Source organism: Marinomonas sp. SBI8L (assembly GCF_001624705.1).
Lineage (GTDB): Bacteria > Pseudomonadota > Gammaproteobacteria > Pseudomonadales > Marinomonadaceae > Marinomonas.
Genome location: NZ_JSEO01000004.1, coordinates 284,298 through 308,035 on the forward strand (window position 1 = coordinate 284,298; position 23,738 = coordinate 308,035).

Below are 23,738 nucleotides of genomic sequence, written 5' to 3' on the forward strand. Positions count from 1 at the left end.
TCTATTTCAACCAGTACATAGCATTGCTGATGGCTAAAATAAGACGCTCAATATCCTTAGGATACACATCCCCGATATTGCCAATTCTAAAACAGTCCGCATCAGATACCTTGCCTGGATAAATAACAAAGCCTTGTTTTTTCAATGCATTATAAAAATCTTTGAACTTGTAACCTTGCTCTTTTGGTGAGTAAAAAGAGGTAATAATCGGCGAATGATGGCTTTCGTCTAATAGACACTTAAAGCCCAATCCTTGCATACCTTCAACCAAGATTTTTTGGTTTTGTGAATAACGTTGATATCTGGCTTCTATACCACCTTCTTCCTCTAGTTCTAGCATGGCTTGAGCAAAGGCCCTTACCGTGTGAGTAGGAGAAGTAAAGCGCCACTTACCCTTGTTCGCTTCCATACATAACCATTGCTGATAAAGGTCTAATGAGAGCGATCTTGCTTGACCTTGGCAGACTTCTAATCGCTTTTTATTAGCAATCACAAAACCAAAACCTGGTACACCTTGGATACATTTATTCGCAGAACTAATGAGAAAATCTATGCCTAATTCAGGCATATCAAGCGGTATACCACCAAAGCTAGACATGGCGTCTAAAATCATAACCTTGTCATGCTTTTTAACTGTCTCACAAACGGTTTTAACGGGATTCAGCATGCCAGTGGTTGTTTCACAATGTACCATGGCAACATGGGTAATCTGAGCATCTTGTTGCAAAACTTCATCTATCATGGCAGCACTTGGCATGGCCATTTCCCCCAGCTCAAGGACATGACAATCTAGTTCTAAATAGCTCGCAATTTCTGCCATACGTGCCCCATAAGCACCGTTATTAACCACCAGCAATTTACCGCCTTTTGGTATCACAGTCCCAATCGTTGCTTCCACTGAAGCGGTACCACTTCCTTGCATCAAGGTCGCTGTATATTGTTCTGCATTTGATGCTGATACGGCTAATGAAACCAGCTTAGATCGTATGACCTGCACTATGTCTAAATTGTATTCATCATCCCAAGTACACCAATCTTGTAGCATGGCTTCACGTACTGTTTTTGTCGTTGTTAAAGGACCTGGGGTGAGTAGTAAGTATTGATTTTCAAGGTTTCGCATTCAAAAACTCCATTTGGTATATACCAGCTTGAAGAGACTATACTGACTCTTTCACTTTCTTGTAAAGCCATAAATGAAAATTTCATAAGAGAAGCATTTTAAAAACTGTGTCTTTAAATGGATTTTGACACGATAAACTCATGATATATGCAATATCTCATTGTCATCAAAACTTAATATAATGACTTATCTTTGAAACATGAGTGTCATATTCCTTTTTTAGTATGAAACAAACAATCTGGTAAATACCAAAAGGAAAACTTATGAAAACCTTCTCTAAGCTTCACACGTCTTTATGTTTTGGTGTCACTTCTCTATGTGCTGCCATGTTCACTAGCTCACTTGCAAGTGCAGAAGAGCTAACTGTTTATACGGCTTTTGAAACAGAGCAACTTGCACCTTACAAAGCAGGTTTTGAAGCTGAAAACCCAGATATCACTATCCGTTGGGTGAGAGACTCTACTGGCATAATGACGGCAAAACTCTTAGCTGAAAAAAATAACCCTCAAGCAGAAGTCATTTGGGGGCTAGCTGGCTCTTCTATGGCTCTACTTAAAAATGAAGGCATAGTAAAACATTATGTACCACAGGGTTTGGCCGAAACTCGCTCCTATCTAAATGACCCTGAAACACAACAAGCTTGGTTCGGTAATGATGCTTTTTTCAATGCCGTATGCTTTAACGAAAGAGTTGCTAAGGCAAACAACTTACCTAAGCCAAACAGCTGGAAGGACTTAACTAAGTCGGTTTATCAAGGGCATATTGCCATGCCAAACCCAGCCTCTTCAGGCACGGGTTATATGCAAGTCTCAACTTGGCTACAAACCATGGGAGAGCAAAAAGCATGGCAATTTATGCAAGAGCTTGATCAAAACATTGCTCACTACACCCACTCCGGCTCTAAACCTTGCGTACAGGCAGCTATGGGGGAAGTGGCAATTGGTATTTCTATGGCAAGCCGTGGTGCCAAACTAAAGTCACAAGGTGCACCCATTGATATTCTTATGCCAAGTGAAGGCATAGGTTGGGAAGCGGAAGCGGTTGGTTTAGTAAACACTCAATCAGAAGCGGCTAAACGCCTTGTCGAGTGGTCTTTGTCTCGAAAAGCCAATGAACTTTATAGCCAATTCTATCCTATTGTGTCTCACAAACAGGTTAATAAAAAAGTGGCGAACTATCCTGACGTTGAAAAAGCCATGGTGAAATTGGACTTTAGCGCTATGGCACAAGGTAGAAGCTCCACTCTGGCAATCTGGTCTCAAAAATTTGATGCCAAGTCTGAACCAAAATAAGGCTTTACATTTTTTGTGGTAAGCCACCTTTTGGGCTTACCACAAAATTAAAAATCTCTTAGCTAACGTCATCATGCGGTCACACAGCTAGCGTAAAACTCATCACATACTAGACAAGAATAGGGACGCCCATGTCAGCCTACTTAAACATACATAAGCTCAATAAATCCTTTGCAAACTTTAAAGCCTTGGAAGATATCTCTCTTAGTGTTGAAGAAGGAGAGTTTATTTGTTTTTTAGGACCATCAGGTTGTGGTAAGACCACCCTATTACGCTGTATTGCAGGTTTAGAAATAGCAGACCAAGGTTATATTACTCAAGCGAGTAAAGATATCACCCGATTACCTGCAAGCCACAGAGACTTTGGTATTGTCTTTCAATCCTATGCACTTTTTCCCAATTTGACCGTTGCTGACAACCTTGCTTTGGCTCTCAAACAGCAAGGACATAATAAAAAAGAAGTGCAAAAGAAAGTTAATCACTGGCTGTCTGTTATTGACCTCGCGGGTTCTGGCGATAAGTTTCCAAGCCAACTATCCGGTGGGCAGCAACAAAGAGTCGCGCTTGCAAGAGCGCTAGCTTTATCGCCAGGGCTACTTTTACTAGATGAGCCTTTATCCGCGCTTGATGCCAAGGTTAGACATCACTTGCGTACTGAAATTTGCCAATTACAAAAGCAACTTGGCATCACCACTATAATGGTGACTCACGACCAAGAAGAAGCCATGGTAATGGCGGATAAAATTGTGGTGATGAATCACGGCAAGATAGAGCAGGTAGGCACTCCCAGTGAAATTTACCTAGAACCGGCCTCCCATTTTGTCGCTAATTTTGTCGGTAGTATGAACTTTCTCCCAGCACAACTTGGACAAGACAATGAATTTAGATTGGCAGGCCAAAGTTTTTCTCCACTTTGGCCTGAGTTTATTAGTGACTACATAGAGAATACAGAATCGGATGTTCAGCAATCTCTTATTTTAGGCGTTCGTCCCGAAGATATTCAGTTCTCGAACATTGAAGAGAACAGCCAAAACCTTGCCTCTAACATCAGTTTTCCTATTAATATTCAATCGCTTACCTTTCAGGGTGCAAGTATTAAAGTTGACTGCCAACTTTTAAAAGATAAAGAAAAAAGAACTAGTGAAACAATAGAGCAGGAAATACAGGTCGAAATCCCTTTGCAAGAAAGCCTGAATTTAGATTTAAAAATTGGTGATCACAAGCAAATCCAGTTCCCCCACAACAAGCTTCACTACTTTCGTACTGAGATAAGCCAATGATAACAACTAAAATGAAAACAACAGGTGCTCAGGTACTGGGTTATCATCTTGGTTATCAAGAGCAATCCACTACTCAAGAAACGACACTTGCTTCCAAGGAAGACACTCCTAGAAATATGCCCAGTAAAGATTTTCTTGACGCCTTTGTAACGATTGAAGAGAAAAGAGAACCGACAAAAACAAGCACCAGACAAAAAGTATTTGCTCTTGAAACGAATCCAGCAACCAATCAAACGAGTTGGCTCTCGTTTCTTAACACTGATGCCTTAATTAAGTTCACCTTAATTAGTCTATTGAGCCTAATGCTTTTCATCTTTACGGCTGCGCCACTTTTTAGCATGTTGCAAAAAAGTGTACTGGATAGCCAAGGAAGTTTTGTCGCACTAAGCAATTTTATCCATTACCTACAAAGCCCAGCCCTTAGGCAATCCTTTATCACAACATTAACACTCGGGTTTTCGGTTAGTGGCATAGTTTCAGTTCTAGCCTTTGTTTATGCCTATGCGATTAATCGCTCTTGTATGCCGGGCAAAAACATTTTTGCCAATATTGCTTTAGGCCCTATTTTCGCCCCTTCGCTGCTCCCTGCTATTAGCTTGATTTACTTATTTGGCAATCAAGGTTTAATTAAAGAGGTGCTATTAGGTCATTCGATTTACGGCATGATAGGCATAATGATAGGGCTTGTGTTTTGGTGTTTCCCCCACGCATTTATGATTATCAATACCGCATTAAAGACGACAGATGCAAGGTTATATGAAGCCGCATCGGCACTAAAATTGTCACCGATTAAAACCTTTTTTACCGTCACTCTTGCCACAGCAAAATATGGTCTAATTAGTGCGTTTATGGTGGTTTTTACCTTAGCTGTTTGTGATTTTGGTGTTGCTAAAGTAATAGGTGGAAATGTGAATGTGATGGCCACAGACATATTTAAGCAAGTGGTCGGTCAGCAGAATTTTTCAATGGCAGCGGTTACCAGTGTGTTATTACTCTTACCCGCACTTATTACCTTCATCTTGGACAATAGAGTACAAAAGAAACAACAGCAGCTCTTTAGCTCTAACTCAATTGTTTATAAGCCTAAACCAAATATGAAGAAAGACCTCGCCTGCTTCGCTTTTTGCAGCACCATTGCTTTACTGATTCTTTGTATCTTGGGGATGGCGTTATATGCTTCCTTGGTCAAGTTCTGGCCCTGGAATATGAGTATTAGCCTAGATAACTACCAATTTAGCCAATTCAGTGTATACGGCTGGCAGCCTTACTTCACTTCGCTCAAACTAGCTAGTTTAGTTGCTATTATTGGCGCTTTGCTTATCTTTGTTGGTGCTTATTTACTAGACAAGGGACAGTTAAACAAAGGCCTAAAACAAGTATTACAAATGCTTTGCTTACTGCCTATGGCCGTACCTGGCATGGTACTTGGTTTGGGTTATATCTTCTTTTTTAATCACCCAAGTAATCCTCTTAATTTACTGTATGGCACCTTAGCCATTTTAGTCATCAATACGCTGGTTCATTACTACACAGTGGGACATCTCACGGCATTAAGCGCATTAAAACAACTGCCACAAGAGGTTGAATCTGTTGCAGCCTCTCTCAAGGTTCCTCAATATAAGATTTTCTTTAAAGTCACCTTGCCTGTGTGCTTTCCTGCGATTTTAGACATTGGTATTTATCTGTTTATCAATGCCATGACGACCACCTCTGCCATCATCTTCTTATATTCAAGTAATACGCTCCCTGCTGCTGTTGCTGTATTGAATATCAGTGATACAGGTAACTTGGGGGCAGCGGCGGCCATGGCCAGTCTTATCATGCTCACTTGTGTACTCGTAAAAATAGTCCATGGGCTGTTACAACAGACCTTTTATTCTAAGTTTCAAGCTTGGCGGCAACCTAGGGAACCTGCGATTAAGTCACCTCTTCTCAGTCTTTTCAGAAAACGTATCACACAAGGCGTTACTTTGACGTAATGTAGGCACCTTTCGAGAAGTGACAACACAGGGTGTTACTTTTTCTGAAAGACCCGAAGGGCGTGGCCTAAAAGCCTTATCTTTATGTTGAGAACCTTATCAATAGAATCACTATTAAGTTGCGCTCCTCGCCATAAATCTAGAGGCTTTTATCCACACGCTGAGGCGGGAGGACTTATTCGCAGGTTCCCTAGTTAACTTTCAGGCACCTACTTTAGTAAAGAAGGTGCCTTTGTTATGATTCCCCAAATACCCCACTCGCTTTTAATGATAGGAAACGCTTTTTTTGCAGTATCTAAAAATAATGGAATCCATCAATGAACAAATTGAAGCTGGATTACTCGCCCCTGGAAGTAAGTTTCCCGCTGAAAGAAAACTAGCAGAGACCTTTAATACTAGCCGAGTAACATTAAGAGAAGCCCTCTCCTTATTAGAGTCTGATGGAAAAATCTTCCGTGAAGATAGGCGTGGTTGGTTTGTATCACCTACAGCACTTGCCTATGACCCAACAAATACCGACAACTTTAAAACTATGGCAATTAAAGCCAAACGTGAACCTAGGTCTGAGTTGCTGAATGCTGAGTTATTACCTTGCCCAAGGGATGCTGCCAAGCTATTAGGAGTAGAAGCCTTTACCCAGGTGTATAAGTTAGAAAGGTTGCGTTTTTTAGATAATAGGCCCGTTGCTGTCACAATAAATTATGTGATCGCTGAATATTTCCCGGAGTTACAAGAAAAAGATTTTATAGCGTCTCTTACCCATACCTATAAGGAAGATTACGACATTCTTTATAGCCAAACCCGATATCATATTCGAACTAGTTCATTACAGGGGGAGATTGCGCAAGCACTTAGAGCAACATCAGGAAGCCCAGCCATGCTAGTAGAAAGAGTCAATCATGACCAAAATGGCCGCTTAATCGATTGCGATCTAGAATATTGGCGCCACGATGCCATTAATATTCAGTCCGTGGCGACCTTAATAAAAGAATAGATAAAAAATACTGACACAAAAAAAGAAGGCATTTCTTTAGCAAAACACCTTCTTTCTAAAACTTCCATTTGAGCCTTATACCAAGCTTATTGCGAATTAAAGAATACCAAAGGTAATTTCTAACTCTTGGTTTTTCACAATGATGGATTGCAAGGTAGCTTTAGCAATCTTCTGTTTTACATCCTGATCATTTAGTACATAAACAGGACGCTGAGATAAAGTTCTAGTCAGGCTAGACTGGGCAATTTTTTTCAGTTCTGGCTGAATTTCTGGTGGAACGCCATTAAGGCTCAATTCAATTAAACGAGCATTTTTGAAATACAGTGCTCCTTCAGCCTGATTGTAATCAAGTTGACCTACCACATGAACTATCCCATCCCCTTGCAAGCCGCCCGGAGCACTCACATTAATATGAGATTTAAGGCCTAGCTCATCAGAACCTTCTATCAAGTCAATTTTTGGATCAGATAAGGTGATTGTCATAAAGTATTTCTTTTTAACAATCGGCATTACTTTCTCAACTTCTTGTTGCAGCTCTGCTTGAGTAAAATTTTGCGTATAAGAAAAAGCATTTGCAAAGCTAGTCATTGCGATAAAAAGGCAGGTAATTAGTAGTTTCATTTCATTCTCTCAAATATTAATTAATAACAAGGTAACCTACGAATAAGTTCCTCGATTTTCTTGCCTGCTCAAAATCCTTTACATAAAACGAGAATCTAAACTCGAATGCTAATAGCAGCTTACTCGCACCTTTTACATTAAAAGGTGATTAATTTCAGGTTATCTAGCCTAACCATCAAAGCTTAAGGAAGCCTTAAGGATTTATAAAAAGAAAGCTGTTATTCATCCCTACCTAAGGGCTTCTTTAGGGTTAAAGCAAAGCTACCTGTCTCATTATAAATTTGTACTTTACCCTTAAAAAGCGCTTTTTTGCCTCTAAAAGAGTGGAAAAAGTGAACATAATTGAAGAAATAAAGACCTTCAAAAAACCACTCATTTGGCCTTCGTCTGACCCATATCATTTTTAAAACACAAGTTTACACTAAAATGAAATTGCCATTATTTCAGTAAACTTTTCACTACAAATAAGCGCTTTCAAGGCATATACACTGTTCGTGAACTAGTGAAAACTTTACCGACATTTGTATTAGCTTTAGAGTATTTACTGAGAAAACTATGAGAATAAACAACCCAGTCACAGGCAAAGAACAAAGCTACCCCGAAGATTTTAACATCCTATCTATTGTCTCCCCTTCTAGTCATATTACCCATGTCAGTAAGGACTTTGTTAGCCTTTCTGGGTTCAGTGAATCTGAGCTATTGGGGCAGCCTCACAATATTGTTCGACACCCAGACATGCCAGAAGCGGCTTTTGAAAATTTATGGGATAACCTCAAGCAGCAAAAATCTTGGATGGGGCTGGTAAAAAACCGCTGTAAAAACGGAGATCATTATTGGGTTGATGCCTTCGCTTCCCCCATTATTCAGAATGGTAAAACAACCGAGTATCAATCAGTACGTTTAACGCCAAAAAGAAAACATGTGGAAAATGCAGAAAGGATTTATGCAAAAATCCGTTCTGGTAAGAGCCCTCTCGCATTTAAGCTTCCTCGTACACGACTCTGGCAAAGAGCCTGCCTCAGTTTCTTACCTTGCTTAGTTATTTCCTATTTTATCCAAAGTGTGTCGCCAATTGGCGCTTTGGCATTTTTATTCTTAACTAGCTCATTAGCAACCTATTGGCTTACCAGACCATTAGAAGCCTTAAGTAAAGAGTCGAGGAAGATCTTTGATAATCCACTTATGGAACTGATTTATAACGACAAAATCAACGATATTTCTGAAATAAAGTTAGCCTTAAAAATGCGCCAATTCGAAGTAAATGCCATAGTAGGTAGAATTCAAGATTCGAATATCCAGCTAGGCTCCTCTGCCCAAATATCCAGTAATAATGGCTCGATGACAGCAGATAACTTGGATAAACAAACCCAAGAAACAGAGCTGGTTGCTACTGCTGTTGGCCAAATGAATGCCACTGCCAATGAAATTCTTGAAAATGCAGTCAATACGTCTGATGCTGCAAAGCAAGCTAATGATGCCGCCACAGATGGATTACAAGCAGTAAGTGAAACCGTTAACTCAATTCATAGTCTTGCGGGCCAACTCAATAATGCATCACATGTGATAGGCCAATTAGAAGAGCACGGCAAAACAATTAATGATGTATTAGGTGTTATCGAAGGCGTTGCAGAACAAACTAACTTACTGGCACTTAACGCTGCAATTGAAGCGGCTAGAGCGGGAGAACAAGGCCGCGGCTTTGCGGTAGTTGCTGATGAAGTCAGGGCTTTGGCTAAACGCAGTCAAGATTCGACCAAGGAGATTCAGGAGGTTATTACTCAAATTCAGGGAGCGACTTTAGATGCAGTATCAGCCATGAAAGAAGGTAATATCCAAGCGGATATCTGTGTAGAAAGCGCAGAGCGTACTGGTGAAAAGTTACGAGCATCCTCTAATCAGGTAAAAGACATTTCAAATAAAAACGATCAAATTGCCAGCGCTATTCATGAGCTGGCCCAAGTCTCAAGTGAAATGAATGCCAATATTCAATCTATCAGCGACGTTTGTAACAGCACTTCATCGCTAGCAAATGAAACCGTGAAAGAGTGCTCTAGTTTAAGTCAGCAGCTAGGAGATCAAGACTCCCTGGTTAAGCAATTCCGACGTCTGGCCTAACAAAACCAGCTAACCGTAAAGCAGTTTAGCTTTATGGTTAGCTGCTATATTCCATTTAACAAGCACCTGATCGCTATTTAAGTGGCATATAAATGTCAGTGAGTAATTCACTTGGAGGAACTTGCCTAGGGTCATTCAAGTACTCTTCAAAAGGCGGTTTATCCGCAACTTCATGGCCTGATTCAGGTAACCAAGTACCGAAAAACCAACGATAAGCGCTGTGCATATCCGCATAAGGGCCTTTAAAATGCAAAACAGCGTATTTACCGGCATCTATTTGATACTGCTTTAAAGGCGCATCTAAACTAGGCTGCTTTTCTAACGCTAACGTTAACCCAGCAAGAGAACGCAAATCTTGTTCTGGCGTATTATCAGGGTCATGAAAATATACCCCCATCATTCGGCTATCTTGATCAAATAATTGACGCATTCCCGCCCAACCTAAGAGTTTTTCAAATGCCTGCCCTATGTTCATATAAGAACCTTGATGTGGATAAGCCACTAAGGCTAGATCTTGCTCGACTTGCTCTAGTGTGACCGAAAACTCATTATTCAATTTGGCATCTTGCATACTCATTTTCTCCCTCGCCACTTCATGTGGCGTTAATAAATGGCTTTGATGATTGGTTTTAACCTGCCTTTGCTGTCGAAAACCGACTGGAGGAAGACCAAATTCAGCACTGAAAGCACGAGAGAAGGATTGAAGATGACGATAACCCGATTGTTTTGCCACTTCTTCAATTGCTAAATCAGTATTCACCAACAAGCCAGCTGATTTATGCAACCGTAGGCGTTTGATCATACTAGAGAGGCTTTCTCCATAAATACTGGTATAAATTCGATGCAGGTGATATTGGGAAATACCCGCTACCTCAGCCATTGAGATTAAATCCAAACTCTCATTTAAGTGTGAGTAAATATAATCAATAAGCTTTTGCAATCGTGATTCATAACGTACTTTAGATACCGCCATTCAAACTTTCCCTTCATGGTTTCAGTAAAATCAGTTTAACAAGTGCCCATTTAGCAAATCTTGCTCAATTTACGCCATTACAAATCTTTCTTTTGAGTAAGCGTATAGGCTAATAAAAAGTCCAAGAATGCCTTATTAGCATGGGATAAATAACCATGCTTTCGCCACGCTATATTTAGATCTAAAAAAATAGGAGGATCAAAAGGTCGAGTAATCAAAGCCTCATCATCTTGGGTTACCATAGCAAGCAAGGTGGAGATACCAAACCCTTGTTTAATAATAGATTTTATAAGAGGAAGTAGGTTTGTTTCAAAACCAATGTTAAGACTTGCTCCCGTCTCTTTTGCTAATCTATCAACCGCTTTTCGATGAAAATAACCTTGCTTAAACATCACTAATTCTTGTGAAAAAAACTGCTCTGGGGTGATTTTTTCAAGTTCAGTGAAGGCGTGTGTTTCATCCACTGTGACTAGCATTTCTTCGGTTAAAATAGAACGCATTTCCAAGCTGTCTGGCACATCTTCTGCGACAACAACACCAAGGTCAATTTCTCCCTTTTCTATCTTATGTTGAAGGTCTGAGGTTCCACCCTCTATGACTTCAAGGTTGAGCATTGGGTATTGATGCTTAAATGCCATCAGAATAGGCGGAAAATAATATGAACCCAGCATGCTAGAAATACCGATTCTCACATCGCCTTTTACTAAGCCCCTGCGCTCATTCATCTCCAATTCCGCATCATCATGTGTCTGAATAATTCTTTGAGCATATTGATAAAGCGCTCTGCCCTCATCAGTCAGGCTGACTTTACGATCAGCGCGATGAAGTAAGGTTAATTCAAGATCTTGCTCAAGTTTTTGGATAGACATGCTCACAGCAGGCTGAGCCACACCTAGTCTTGATGCGGCTTTGGTAAAACTTAAATCATCTGAAACGGCTAAAAAATATCTAAGCTGCTTAATTTCCATCAACAATCCTTATAGATTTGATCATTAATATGAATTTTATTGATTTTAAATGTCTGCGTATAGTCAATTTATCTTAAGCACAATAGAGTAATGACAGTGATACAGACAGGCAGTAAAATTTTTTGGCGAGCGAACCTAGCCCTACTTATTGGTTCTTTTATGGTATTTGCCAATGTTTATGTGACCCAACCTTTGTTGCCAATGATAGCCAGCCAATTTGGCATCTCTAGTCTAGAAGCAAATGCGAGCTTTACTATAACAACCTTTGTTTTAGGTTTGTCTTTGCTGATATTCGGCCCTCTTTCAGATGCACTCGGTAGAAAGTGGCTAATGCTAGCGGCCATGCTGGGTATTATTATCACCACCCTTGCTCTGGCTTTTGCCTCCCAATATCAAGACTTATTAATATTGAGAGGTGTACAGGGGTTCTTTTTAGCCGGTCTGCCTGCCATGGCAATAGCCTATCTTGCAGAAGAATATCAATCTGATGCTATGACAATTGCTGTGGGTCTATACATTGCAGGAAACTCTTTAGGAGGCATTGGAGGCCGTCTGTTAGGAGGCTTTCTAGGAGAATGGCAAGGCTTAAGCAATACCTTTCTTATCATGGCTGGTATCTCAAGTTTCTGCCTAATTAGCTTCGCTTATTTACTGCCTAATTCTCAGCACTTTTCTGCAAAAACCTTAAGTTTAAGTACTATTTTAGGCAACTTTAGACAGCATCTAGCAAATAAGTACCTCATCATCGCCTATCTCATTGGAGGTTTAAGCTTTTTTATTTTTATTAATCAATATAGCTATATTACTTTTGTTCTTGAGTCAGCCCCATATTCACTCTCTAGTAAATTAATAGGCATGCTGTTTTTAACCTATTTAGCAGGCACATGTGCTTCTTCTTTATCAGGAAAACTAGCCCTTAAATACTCTCAGCCTACTTGTATGATGCTGGGTACAAGTTTTTTAATACTTGGCTCTCTAATCACGCTAGAATTAAGTCTCTTTGCCATCATTTTTGGCTTAACAATAAACAGCTTTGGCTTTTTTCTGACTCACTCCACTGCAAGTGCTTGGGTCAGTAAACAAGCAAGTCGCTCCAAAGTAAAAGCCAATGCGAGTGCAAGTGCCCTCTATCTGACCTTCTATTATATGGGTGCAAGTTTTGGCAGTTTTTACCTTGATCCATTCTGGCAAGCCTATGGCTGGAACGGGGTTGTAATGGCATCACTCTTTGCATTAATTGTTATATTTTTACTGGGCTTATCCTTATTCAAAACAAGATCGGAGATAAACCCACAAATCATATAAATTCAATTTGAGATGTCTATAAACATACAGGATCACAGCTATGATGGTGACCTTTTCCAATCATCCCAATAAGGTAAATTCTGATCAAACTGCTCTTCTAGAAAACTCAAAAATACACTGACTTTTTTAGCAAGGTATTGCCTCTGGGGATAAAGCGCAACGAGGTTTTTATACGGCATTTGATAGCCTGTTAATAAAGGGATTAAATTCCCTTTTTTAATTTCCTCACCTGCAATAAAACTAGGTAAGCGCCCCACTCCTAAACCCGTTAACAGGGCTTCTTTCAATGCGTCACTGTTGTTTACCTGATAATTGCCTTTTACTTCGACCCTAACGTCTTCATCATTGCGGTTAAAAAACCACTCATTTGAAGTCGAGTGATATGAGTATAAAAGGCAGTTATGTTGCACTAAGTCAGCAGGTTCCTTGGGGGAACCAAACTCTTCTAGATAATTTGGGGCAGCACAAATCACACTGTGTAATGGCGCTAGAGGCTTAGCAACCAAACTGGAATCTGGAAGGTCTCCCGCCCTTAACGCAAGATCATATCCCTCTGATATCACATCAGACCAGGTATCGCTTAATTCCAGTTGGATACTGATCTTAGGGTAAGCTTTTAAAAACTTAGGGATAATAGGGGCAATATGACTACGCGAAAAAGACATAGGCGCACTGATTCTTAATACACCTTGCGCTTCTTGCTGCAAACCCGTTGCCGCACTTTCAGCCTCCTTTGCCGCTTCAAAGGCTCTTTGAGCGTGTTGATAATAGCGCTCACCCGCCTCAGTTAAGCTCAGTTTTCTGGTAGATCGGTATAAAAGCTTTACACCTAACTGAGCCTCTAAAGCACTAATCCGCTTGCTCACACCAGAGTTAGAAAAACCTAACACTTCTGCGGCTTTTGAGAAGCTACCTTGCTCAACTACTGAAATAAAGACAGGAATACTGTTAATTTCAAACATAAAACCACCAATTATTAACTTTTTTTCATTAATCATCTTCCCATAAGCGGGCTTATCAAACAATCACCCTAGCACTAAGCTTTACCTACTAACTCATGTAAGGAGAGAAATATGATCCGTTTAGAACATGTAAATTTAGTGGTAAAGGACATAGAAGCTAGTTGCTCTTTTCTTCTAACAGCCTTTCCTGAATGGGAAATTAGAGGAGAAGGTAAAAGTGAATGGTATGGCGTTTTTCGTCGTTGGTGCCATGTGGGTACCCAGGAAAACTACATCACCCTAAATGATGGTGGCACATCAGAAAACCGTAATTTAAAAAGCCATGATATGGGCCTAGCTCACATAGGTTTTGAGGTAACAGAACTTGAAGAAATTGCTCAGCGTCTGAAGGATAAGGGCTATGAAATTGCGACGATTGGCGCCGACCATCCCTATCGTAAAACTTTATATTTTATTGACCCAGCGGGGTTTGAATTTGAGTTCATCGAGTACTTGTCAGATCAAGACGCACAGAGAAATTTATACGGTGGTGAAACGTCTGGCATTACTCGAGTAGCAAGCGCTTAAAAAGCCATTAAGACTAACAAGGTAAAACTTAAATATCAGGAGATACTCACATGCAAGCAAATCAGTTTATGAAGCGTCTATATCAGGCTGTCGATGAAAAAAGTCTAGAGAAACTCTCTCTTTTTCTAGCTGATCAGGTCAACTTTAAACTAGCAAACTTTCCTTGCACACAAGGCAAGGTCGCTGTACTAGAAGCAAACAAAGCCTTCTTTACTAGCATTCAAAGTATGCAACATAGGTTAGACAATATTTGGCAGGTGGAAGGCGGACTCATCTGCCATGGTGAGGTAAGTTATATTCGATTAGATCAAACAAAGACGAGTGCGAATTTTGCCACTATTTTAAAGCTAGAAGATGACAAGATAGTCGATTATTTAGTCTATGCAGATCTAAGCCAACTTTAAAAGCTGGCCATAAGGAGAAGTAGCTGACTATCAGATAACCTGCTATTTCTCTAATGCATAGATCTCTTCGTTGATGACCTCCATTCGCTCAAGGACAACCGCTTGAGCATCTTGAAGACCCTTGTTATAAAAACTAGACCCAAATTCCTTAGCAATAAAATCTAATAAAAATTCTGCTTCAAAACCGCCAAGATCTAATTCAAACTCTGCTGACATATGCTGCTTTAGCTTAGGGATTAATTTATCTTTTTCTAGTTGAGTAAAGGTAAATTTAGACATATTCGTTTTCACTCTTTATTAAATTAGGCGTCTTTAGCGGGAAAGCTTCTTGCGATAGCACAGGTTGCCTTTGCATTTTTATGCTTAGGTAAGACTAACTCTGGCTCAGTCTCAGTAATTTTTTGACAACCAACGAGGCACGCAGACTCAGCCACACCATAGACTCCAACTGTATTAAAAATATAATCTGAATGTGTGCTTAGTAAGCGCTTCATTGGGCTTAACTCGTCAATACTCCAAGTTCTAAAAGGCTTATTATACTTTTGCGCTAAAGCAATTAAATTCACTTCATCCGCTTTAATATCAATACTATGGAAGCTATCTATTTGCTCGATAGAAAGGCCAGCTTTTAGCAGGCTCTCATGCATTAACTCTTCTAGATACACCAGAGCACAATCCCTTTCACATCCCATACCGATACTATATACAGGCCTTAAATAAGGAGATGCAGTAGTAATAACTAACTGTGCCTTGATCAGCGAAGATACTTGATAGGCCCAATCATTTGCTCCCCCTTCATGACCAGACAGAAGTGGTATAACAAAGTCACCCATTTCATCAAGAACAAGCACTGGTGGGTCTTGATATTTGTTTTCTAACACAGGTGCTAAAGTGCGCATAACAATGCCAGTAGCACAAATAAAGATCAGCTTATCACCTTGTTTAAAAGCTTCTTGTACCTGCTCTGCAAAAGGGCTTGGCTTATAGTTCACCTTAATTTCATCACTAGGCAAGACTTGTTCTAATTTTTTGGCTAGGCATAAACCTAGTTCAGTCAAAGCAAAAATTTGAATCATGAATAGCTATCCTTATGCCTTTTTTCATCACTTCTTGTCACCAGGAATAATGAAAAATAAGGCCCTGACTCATCCTTTAAGTTAGTAATATCTGTAACTATTTTTTGATTATCACGTCCAATATATTCTAAATATTGGGCCTCTTTCACACGCTTTGTTTGCTCTAATGCAGCTAGAATCTTTGATCTGGCACGGCCTGCCTTCATAATCACTACCGTGTCATTCTGAGTAAGAGCCGATTCTAATTGCCCCTGAGTATGACGCCCGCTAACTATCGTAAAGGATTCTTTAAGCATGGTTAAAGGGTGGACTAAAGCAGAGGATGCAGCATGTACAGACGAAATACCGGGTACAGACAAACAGTCAAACTCAGTATTTAATCTATCTAGCAGGTATGCAAAAGAACCAAAAAACAGAGGGTCACCTTCACATAAAAAAGCCACATCTAAGCCCATTTTTAACTGAGCCTTAATAGAGATCGCCGCCTCATCATAAGCCTGATTAGCCAAGCCTCTATCAATCGACATGGGCATCTGAATGCCGATATGCACTTGCTCACGAGAACATGAACCAAACGCTTCACTGGCAATCGTTAATGCCTGAGATTGCCCTTTATCATTGGCTAAATAGCAAACCACAGGCGCCGCTTGAATTAGTCTTAGTGCCTTTAACGTAATAAGTTCTGGATCACCTGGCCCTACGCCCACCCCAATAAAACGGCCTTTAATTAGGTCTGTCCGAGAGTTTTGAATACTTGCAGAAGTAAACACAGAAGGCATAAGGCACCACAGAGAATTGTTTGCCCCATACCTTGAATAAAACAGCTAGGGGCAATGGATTAATAGAGAATAAGACTAGTTTAGTTTTCTAAATCTAAACAGAGTGACAGGCAAACTTGGGCGATAGACTTGCTGGCCAGCAAGCAAATCTAATTTAGATTGAGAGACTTGCTTCGATTCCGTTTCTGCATCGCCCGCCTCTAACCTAGCTTGGAAAAACTGCTGTAACGCTAACTTAGTATTCTCAGTCACGGCACTTGCTACTAATACACCATTCGTATCAAGTGTTTGCCAAGCATGTGAAAGTATCGAATCTAAATTACCGTCACTACCGCCGATGAATACCTTATTTGGCTTAGGCAAGGTTAATAAGGATTCAGGGGCTCTGCCAGAAACAAGAGAAAGGTTATTCATTACACCAAAACGAGTACGATTAGCAGAGAGACACTCTTGTCTGCCTAGATGATGTTCTACTGCATAGATATGGGCTTTTTCGTGCCAGTAACTCATCTCAATCGCAACACCACCACAACCTGCGCCAACATCCCAAACCACATCTGTATCACAAATCTGCAGTAACGAAAGGATAGATAAGCGAACATCACGCTTAGTAATCATGCCTTTGCCATCACCTTTATCCGTGATGTACTTCTCATCTTCAATACCTGGAAACTCAGGAAAAAAGCTCGTCTGATTTGAGGTTTCTATCACCACAACATTTAGCGAATCAAAAACCAGTGACTTAAGCTCAACAAGATCCGCAGCAATAAAGTGGCTGAGTTTTTCTTGTTGGTAACCAATTGCTTCACAAATATGCAATTTGGATTGAGAAAGGCCAGCATCAATACATTCTTTTGCGAGCACTTGAGGCGTGCTGTTAGAATCAGTTAATAGAACAAGGGTTTTATTCGCTTGTAAATGACGACGTATGGCTTCAACAGGTCTTCCATGAACACTGACAACCTGAGCATCTTGTAGTGAAATACCTAGTTTATGGCACGCTGCCTGCACGCTCGAAACGGCAGGAGTAAAACGTAATTGTTTAGCGTCAAAATGGCGACTTAACCAACCGCCGATTCCAAAAAATAATGGGTCTCCGGAGGCTAAAACAACAATATTGTTTTTGCCATCTTGTTTAAAGCTTTCAAACCTTGCTTTAAGCTCCTTAATAGGCGGTAAAACCTGACGATAGCCACTCACTTGGCCATTATCACTTGCATCTAGATAGTCTGCGACAGTTTCTAGTTGACGTACTGACCCCATAACATAATCAGCTTGGTTCAAAATATCTTGTGTTTCTTGATCGAGTTTAACGTTTTCTTTTACGCCTAATCCAACCACATGTATCAGCAGTTCATTCACTGTTGAACCTGTAGAATCTAACTCAGATAAGGTTAATTCTGGCACTTTCCACTCCGTTGCAAATACGCACTAACATTAAATTTCGATACAAGAGGCTAGTAGTACTCACCAATATTACATCTTAATAAAGCATTACAACTGGCTGACGATACCGCACTGCCTCCTATTCGAGACAGCAAGGTAATACATTCAACCCCTAATTCTTGGTGGCAATCCCACAAAGCCTGCTTGGACTCCGCCGCTCCCACAAAACCTACTGGCATAGCTATGATAAGGGCTGGCTTTTCAGCCCCCTTTTTAATCATTTCCATTAATCTAAATAAGGCAGTAGGTGCATTTCCAATAACAACAACACTACCAGCTAAATAAGGACGCCATAGCTCTAGTGCAGCCATAGAACGCGTTTCACCTTTTTGCCTAGCTAGAGCGGGGGTTTGTTCATGGTTTAAAAAGCACATAGGCTCTTTATTCACCATTCGCTTAGTAATCCCCTGCTTCACCATTTCTACATCACATAGAATGTTGGCATTGAGAGCTAATGCATCTCTACCAGCAGTACAGGCATTCAAACTAAACCTAACCTGAGATGCTGCTTCTGGTAACCCCATACTATGTACAATTCGCATAACAACTTGTTGCTCATCTAGACTAAAGCTATCTAGTTGAGTCAGTTCTCTAATTTGTAGGAAGCTGTTTTTTTCGATAGTTTGGGGGTTTAACTCGTATTCAAATTTCAAAAGTTTATCCGTATTTAGCAGCAATGTTAGCGAGGTTTTATTCGACTCTGCATAATAGCATCAGCACATTCAATTAATGAGTCAAACTCTCGATTTGGCTCTAATAATATTGGCCGTTCCAAGATTAAAACTTTTAGTCCCATATCCTGAGCAACTTGTAGTTTTGCTGATGTTGAGCTACCACCACTATTTTTACTTACAATAACATCAATATCTTGCGTTTGAATCAATATTTTTTCATCTTGATACAAAAAGGGTCCAATTGCCTTTACCCAATGCAGTTTTGTCAGTTTTTCGTAACAGAATTTGGGTGGTACAGCCGTTCTCCATACAAGTTTTTTCAAATTATCTTGCTCATGCAAGCACATTAGCGCCTCTAAGCTCAATTGCCCTGCGCTTAATAAAGGACAAGAATACTTCTCTAGAAGTGCAACCAATTCGTCAAAGTTTCGATAAAATTGCCAGTCATCTTTATCTGTCGCTACCCAAGCAGGTCGATGAAAGCGCCATACTGGCACCTCAGTTTCTTTAGCAGTAACCACAGCTTGATCACTCATTTTTTGAGCATAAGGGTGAGTAACATCTAAGATTAGTTCTATTCCATTTTCTTTAACATACTGAGTTAGCCCACCGAACTGAGTAAAACCTCCGACTAGTATTTCGCAATCAAGATCAGGGGTTCTCACAAGACCTGCAATACTATAAATCACGTCTAAATTCTGCGTAATTAAACGATCACATAGTCGACGGGCATCCGCTGTGCCACCTAACAAAAGTATTTTCATCGTGTTGCGGCCTCTTTCGCACTAGCAATAAACTCTCCTTTACGATTAATCGCCCATACCTCAAGTTCAATATGATAAGGAATATAATGTCGACAAAAAGTAAGCGCTTTTTCACACACAAAAGCCGCTAAATCGATATCACTCTCATTACAATGCTTTAAGGCCTCAATACTGGTATTGGCACTTCTAATCTTTGTCAGTAAAGTTTCAGTCGCCCCTTGCTCTGCTGCTATTTGCGCTAACTGCTCAAAATCAATACTTGAAACTCTGCTATTCAGGTCCATATGACCATTAGCTAATTTGGTCAACTTACCAAAACCACCACAAATGCTCAGCTTAGTTAAACCTTTTTTCGTTTTTTCCAACTTACGAGTATGCTTTAAAAGTGCACCAACAAAATCCCCCATTTCGATTAATGCGGTTTCATCTAACTGATAATGCGCTTTAATCGCCGCTTCACTGGCATTACCTGTTGTCGCGGCAAGGTGAGTAAAACCATTAGCTCTTGCTACATCAATCCCTTGATGGATAGAAGCAATATAGGCAGCACAAGAAAAAGGCCTAACAATCCCAGTCGTGCCCAAAATGGATAAGCCGCCCAATATGCCTAACCTAGGGTTCATGGTTTTAAGCGCAATTTGCTCACCATTTTCAACCCCTACTTTTACTTGGAAACCACCTTGATAGCCCAGCTCTTCAGCCAAGGTTTGTAGATGCTCCTGCATCATTTTTCTTGGTACAGGGTTTATAGCGGGTTCCCCTATCGCCAATACCAGACCCGTTTTGGTAACAGTTCCAACCCCTTCTCCAGCTAAAAAAGTAATGCCTTTTTTAGCTGTTAGCGTAAGTTCGACAAAAATAGTTGCACCATGGGTGGCATCAGGGTCATCTCCAGCATCTTTAATTGTGCTAACTCTGATACCTTCATTGAGCACTTGGTATGCAAGTATATCTAGGCTAACTAACTGCCCTTTAGGCAAGTTCACTTCAACTTTTCGAGCTAGGTTATCTGGTTTTACTAATAGAGCTTGAGCTGCAGCGACACAACAAGCAGTAGCACAACAGCCAGTTGTCAGCCCTGTTCGTAAGGTTTGTACCTTTTCGCTGCTTTCAGGCCACATATAACATTAAGCTCGATTAAAAATCGCAGCGACGGCTACAGGGTTGGATGGGAAGAATAAATGTAAATAGCTAGCAACTAAGCCTTGTTCTTTATAGACAGCTTCACCCGGTGCTGGGTGCCTTTGTCGACGGCCAAAGCTAATAGGCTCTGGTGTATTTTCACTACGAGACCTATGGTGTGCATGAGCTCTCACCTCGCCGCTTGGCAAAATGGCTGTTTGCATTCCTTGGCAGCCTCGTTTACCTCTCATGGCACCATCTCCCGTTAAAATGCCTAGCATAGGATAAGTATTATTATTTAAGTCAGTCAGGGTTTCTAGGCTATAAAGCAAGCCACCACATTCAGCTAAAATACCTTTTCCTTGAGCAAAGAAATTTTGAATTTCTTGTTTGATTTCCTGATTTTCTGCCAAGGCTTGAGTATGTAATTCAGGATAGCCTCCTGGTAACCAAAGCGCATCAGCGTCTGGCAAAACCTTATCTTTTAATGGCGAGAAAAAGCATATTTCAGCTCCCATCTCAGTTAAGCATTTAAGGTTAGCATCATAGATAAAACTAAATGCAGCATCTGAAGCCACTGCAATGGTTTTCCCTTTTAATAATCCTAGGTGCTCTTCATTCTTTTCTAACTCAGCAGGGAAGAAGGTCACGGGCTCAGGCAAATCTAAAAGCTGATTATCATTTGACTGCATCAGCCAATCTACAGCGGCCTCAAACTTTTGCTCAAGCTCATCCTGCACTTCATTGGCTTGCACTAAACCTAAATGACGCTCAGGCAAAACAATATCCTCATCCCGCTTTAAGCTGGCAAGTAATGGGAGGTTTTCTGGTAAAGCATCTCTTATCAGCTGAGCATGGCGTTCACTACCGCAACGGTTAGCAATTAAACCTGCTATTTTTATATCATCGCGGAAGTTTGCCATACCTGAGGCAAGTGCCGCTGCAGTTTGAGCCATGCCCTTTACATCCATCACGATAGCAAGCGGTATATTAAAGCGAGCGGCAAGATCGGCGCTTGATGGTTCGCCATCAAACATGCCCATGGCTCCTTCTACTAGAATAAGATCAGCCTCTTGCGCTGCTTCATAAAACTTTTGCTGGCAATAAGCATCACCTGCCATCCAGATATCAAGTTGCTCAACCGCTATCCCAGATGCCTGAGCTAAGATTTGAGGGTCTAGGTAATCTGGTCCAGTTTTAAACACATGAACGCGCTTGCCCTGTTTAGTAAAATACCTTGCAAGTGCAGCTGTAATGGTAGTTTTACCTTGGTTGGATGCAGGTGCAGATAAAAATAATGCTGGACAAGAAATACTTGCTTTAACTTGATTACTCACTTAGAACCGTCCCCAAATATGGTTAATACTTAATATAAGCCTGCTGTTATAAAATGGCTTATCATTTAAATTGTAAAATATTCAGCTTTAATCGCATGGGCGAGCTGCTGCGCTCGGCCCCTTTTGATGGCGCTAGCTTCAATATCTATCAGACTACAACTACCCTTTAGCTCAATATCAGCAACATCTGCTTGAGTGCGCCCATCAGTAAAAATATAAGTATGACTGACGCTCATTGGAGATTGCTTATAATAACGCTTTAACCAAGATGCGACTTCTAATAGTCCATCACGAAAGGGCGTCCCACCTCCTGCTTCAATTTTATTGAGGAATTCACTCATATCTTTAGGTGCTCTTACTTTCGCCTGTACTTGCTTAACTTCATTATTACCAAAGATAAACATGGCGATTTGTTCACGCTTTATATAGGCCTGATGTGCAATATCTAAAATAGCGCCCTTAGCTTTTCCAAAGACGGTTTGTCCTAACATGGAAGCAGAGCAATCAAGTAAAATCAGATGTAACATTCCCTGACTCGTCCGTGCTTTTTGTCTATGAAGCTTTGTCGGAGGCCATTGAAAACCCTCACTATCAGCCGATTGCGAAATTGTTTGATGCCAATCCACTGCCTTACCAGGCAAGCTGTTATTAAGGCCTTTTCCTTGAGCACTATCGCCTTTACTTAAAAAAAAACTTTGCTCTTCAATAGAGGTTTTAAATTCATTATTTCGTTTAGATTCTAGCTTTGTATCAAAACGAATATTGTTATCTAAAGTTTGAGATTGGGCAGGCATGCTCCCCCAATCATCCTCAGTTTGATTTGGCTGGCTCTCATCCTCATCTTGTTTATCAACTTGTCCTTGCTGATTTTGCTCAACAGGATTATGAGAGTCTTTCAATCTTGAGGTATCTGGTCGCCTAGTCTTATTCTGCGATGAGTTTGGCTTTTGAGTCATGTCTTGATGAGTTGAGCTGCCAGCACTTGGCGGTGAAGATGATCCTACTTGCCTTCTATGGGCTAATACTAGCTCTGCAACCATATCTAAATCTGCTCGAGTGACAGATTTTCCACCTCGCCAAGCGGTATATGCCGTTGCTGCTCTTAACCAAACAATATCCGCTCTTACTCCATCAACATTCGCTTGGAAACAAGCTTTAGCGATTAATAGGCGCATCTCATCACTACACTCAATATGTGGTAATTTTTGCTGTGCTATTTCAATACTTTGCCTAAGGTTTTTCTGTTTGACTCTATATTTTTCGCAAAAGGCTTGAGGGTTCTGATCAAATTCATCTCTCAATTTAACAATCTGAACCCTCTCTTCCAAAGTATAGTTATTAGCCAACTCAACCATGAGACCAAATCTATCTTGTAACTGAGGCCTCAACTCCCCTTCATCAGGATTCATGGTACCAACAAGTATAAATTTAGCGGCATGTTCATGACTAATACCATCACGTTCAACTCTATTTACACCACTTGCGGCAACGTCTAAAAGTTGATCGACAAGATTATCAGCTAATAAATTGACCTCATCTACATATAACACACCACCATGAGCCTTACTTAATAGGCCTGGGTGAAAAGCGACTTCTTTGTTTTTTAGCACTTTATCTAGATCAAGCGTTCCTAATAGTCTCTCCTCGCTTGCTCCTAAAGGTAAAGTTGCAAAAGGGGCTTCTAAATCAGGTAATACATGAGCTAAGCCACGTGCTAGCGTCGACTTTGCACTCCCTCTTGGCCCACTAACCAATACGCCACCTAATAAGGGGTTTATCGCAGCAAGCGTAAGGGCAAGTTTAAAATTTTCTTGGCCGGCAACAGCGGTAAAGGGGAACTCAAAGTGAGGAAGAGACGTCATAAAACAAACCAAAAAGTAATTATTCTCACGGCCTAAACCGTGTCTTAACTGTGACCTTATCTAGGCCATGTTAGCTTGTCAATTTCAGCTTTTCACGA

At 40.6% G+C, this 23,738-nt stretch carries 22 protein-coding genes; 8 read left to right on the forward strand and 14 right to left on the reverse strand.

Translation table 11 applies throughout. From position 1 onward, the window contains the following. Position 1: 1 nt before the first annotated feature. Positions 2-1,120 (reverse strand): 2-aminoethylphosphonate--pyruvate transaminase, encoded by a 1,119-nt coding sequence (gene phnW, locus OA91_RS24280; protein ID WP_063337454.1) that lies wholly within the window; start codon positions 1,118-1,120, stop codon positions 2-4. A gap of 263 nt (positions 1,121-1,383) precedes the next feature. On the opposite strand from phnW, the gene OA91_RS07555 reads away from it, so the two are divergent. From OA91_RS07555 to phnR, 4 genes are all read left to right on the forward strand, one after another. Beyond that, positions 1,384-2,412 carry a putative 2-aminoethylphosphonate ABC transporter substrate-binding protein gene (locus OA91_RS07555; RefSeq protein ID WP_063337455.1) on the forward strand — a complete coding sequence of 343 codons (1,029 nt, stop codon included), beginning with the start codon at positions 1,384-1,386 and terminating at the stop codon, positions 2,410-2,412. A gap of 131 nt (positions 2,413-2,543) precedes the next feature. Beyond that, the gene (locus tag OA91_RS07560; RefSeq protein ID WP_063337456.1) at positions 2,544-3,692 is read left to right on the forward strand and encodes a putative 2-aminoethylphosphonate ABC transporter ATP-binding protein; all 1,149 of its coding nucleotides are present in this window, start codon (positions 2,544-2,546) and stop codon (positions 3,690-3,692) included. After that, positions 3,689-5,671, forward strand: coding sequence for a putative 2-aminoethylphosphonate ABC transporter permease subunit (locus OA91_RS07565; protein ID WP_063337457.1), 1,983 nt, complete (start codon positions 3,689-3,691; stop codon positions 5,669-5,671). Before OA91_RS07560 ends, OA91_RS07565 begins: the two co-directional genes overlap by 4 nt. A gap of 286 nt (positions 5,672-5,957) precedes the next feature. Further along, positions 5,958-6,665 carry a phosphonate utilization transcriptional regulator PhnR gene (phnR, locus tag OA91_RS07570; protein WP_063337458.1) on the forward strand — a complete coding sequence of 236 codons (708 nt, stop codon included), beginning with the start codon at positions 5,958-5,960 and terminating at the stop codon, positions 6,663-6,665. Between the two features lie 96 nt (positions 6,666-6,761). On the opposite strand, the gene OA91_RS07575 is transcribed toward phnR, so the two are convergent. Next, positions 6,762-7,286 (reverse strand): DUF1439 domain-containing protein, encoded by a 525-nt coding sequence (locus OA91_RS07575; protein WP_063337459.1) that lies wholly within the window; start codon positions 7,284-7,286, stop codon positions 6,762-6,764. 555 nt (positions 7,287-7,841) lie between these two features. Here OA91_RS07575 and OA91_RS07585 point away from each other — a divergent pair. Then, positions 7,842-9,401, forward strand: coding sequence for a methyl-accepting chemotaxis protein (locus OA91_RS07585; RefSeq protein WP_063337461.1), 1,560 nt, complete (start codon positions 7,842-7,844; stop codon positions 9,399-9,401). 73 nt (positions 9,402-9,474) lie between these two features. Here OA91_RS07585 and OA91_RS07590 read toward each other — a convergent pair whose 3' ends face one another. Continuing rightward, complete coding sequence (locus OA91_RS07590) at positions 9,475-10,374, reverse strand: AraC family transcriptional regulator (RefSeq protein ID WP_063337462.1); 900 nt, start codon at positions 10,372-10,374, stop codon at positions 9,475-9,477. 77 nt (positions 10,375-10,451) lie between these two features. Beyond that, positions 10,452-11,342 (reverse strand): LysR family transcriptional regulator, encoded by an 891-nt coding sequence (locus OA91_RS07595; protein WP_046017467.1) that lies wholly within the window; start codon positions 11,340-11,342, stop codon positions 10,452-10,454. A 96-nt stretch (positions 11,343-11,438) separates the two neighbouring features. Between OA91_RS07595 and OA91_RS07600 the strand changes: the two genes are divergently transcribed. Further along, on the forward strand, positions 11,439-12,647 hold the full coding sequence (locus tag OA91_RS07600; RefSeq protein WP_197477776.1) for an MFS transporter: 1,209 nt from the start codon (positions 11,439-11,441) through the stop codon (positions 12,645-12,647). Between the two features lie 38 nt (positions 12,648-12,685). On the opposite strand, the gene OA91_RS07605 is transcribed toward OA91_RS07600, so the two are convergent. Continuing rightward, a complete protein-coding gene (locus tag OA91_RS07605; protein WP_063337585.1) occupies positions 12,686-13,609 on the reverse strand; it encodes a LysR family transcriptional regulator in 924 nt (307 codons plus the stop codon). 111 nt (positions 13,610-13,720) lie between these two features. Between OA91_RS07605 and OA91_RS07610 the strand changes: the two genes are divergently transcribed. Together OA91_RS07610 and OA91_RS07615 are read left to right on the forward strand one after the other, a co-directional pair. Further along, complete coding sequence (locus OA91_RS07610; RefSeq protein ID WP_046017469.1) at positions 13,721-14,176, forward strand: VOC family protein; 456 nt, start codon at positions 13,721-13,723, stop codon at positions 14,174-14,176. 50 nt (positions 14,177-14,226) lie between these two features. Beyond that, on the forward strand, positions 14,227-14,580 hold the full coding sequence (locus OA91_RS07615) for a nuclear transport factor 2 family protein (RefSeq protein ID WP_063337464.1): 354 nt from the start codon (positions 14,227-14,229) through the stop codon (positions 14,578-14,580). Between the two features lie 42 nt (positions 14,581-14,622). Here the strand turns inward: OA91_RS07615 and OA91_RS07620 are convergent, their stop codons facing one another. The 9 genes from OA91_RS07620 to OA91_RS07660 form a co-directional block, all read right to left on the reverse strand. Beyond that, positions 14,623-14,859: a DUF2164 domain-containing protein gene (locus OA91_RS07620; RefSeq protein WP_046017471.1), complete on the reverse strand. Its 237-nt coding sequence runs from the start codon at positions 14,857-14,859 to the stop codon at positions 14,623-14,625. Positions 14,860-14,882: 23 nt separating this feature from the next. After that, positions 14,883-15,656, reverse strand: coding sequence for a cobalamin biosynthesis protein (locus OA91_RS07625; RefSeq protein ID WP_046017472.1), 774 nt, complete (start codon positions 15,654-15,656; stop codon positions 14,883-14,885). Beyond that, complete coding sequence (gene cobI / locus OA91_RS07630) at positions 15,653-16,435, reverse strand: precorrin-2 C(20)-methyltransferase (protein ID WP_063337465.1); 783 nt, start codon at positions 16,433-16,435, stop codon at positions 15,653-15,655. Before cobI ends, OA91_RS07625 begins: the two co-directional genes overlap by 4 nt. Positions 16,436-16,510: 75 nt before the next feature. Beyond that, on the reverse strand, positions 16,511-17,842 hold the full coding sequence (cbiE, locus tag OA91_RS07635; protein ID WP_231870336.1) for a precorrin-6y C5,15-methyltransferase (decarboxylating) subunit CbiE: 1,332 nt from the start codon (positions 17,840-17,842) through the stop codon (positions 16,511-16,513). Positions 17,843-17,892: 50 nt separating this feature from the next. After that, positions 17,893-18,534, reverse strand: coding sequence for a precorrin-8X methylmutase (locus OA91_RS07640; RefSeq protein ID WP_046017474.1), 642 nt, complete (start codon positions 18,532-18,534; stop codon positions 17,893-17,895). 26 nt (positions 18,535-18,560) lie between these two features. Continuing rightward, the gene (locus tag OA91_RS07645) at positions 18,561-19,319 is read right to left on the reverse strand and encodes a precorrin-6A/cobalt-precorrin-6A reductase (protein WP_063337466.1); all 759 of its coding nucleotides are present in this window, start codon (positions 19,317-19,319) and stop codon (positions 18,561-18,563) included. Next, positions 19,316-20,440 (reverse strand): cobalt-precorrin-5B (C(1))-methyltransferase, encoded by a 1,125-nt coding sequence (locus tag OA91_RS07650; RefSeq protein ID WP_063337467.1) that lies wholly within the window; start codon positions 20,438-20,440, stop codon positions 19,316-19,318. The genes OA91_RS07645 and OA91_RS07650 overlap by 4 nt, the downstream gene beginning before the upstream one ends. A 6-nt stretch (positions 20,441-20,446) precedes the next feature. Then, a complete protein-coding gene (locus tag OA91_RS07655; RefSeq protein ID WP_046017477.1) occupies positions 20,447-21,778 on the reverse strand; it encodes a cobyrinate a,c-diamide synthase in 1,332 nt (443 codons plus the stop codon). A 65-nt stretch (positions 21,779-21,843) separates the two neighbouring features. After that, positions 21,844-23,640: an ATP-binding protein gene (locus OA91_RS07660; RefSeq protein ID WP_063337468.1), complete on the reverse strand. Its 1,797-nt coding sequence runs from the start codon at positions 23,638-23,640 to the stop codon at positions 21,844-21,846. Between the last annotated feature and the right edge of the window lie 98 nt (positions 23,641-23,738).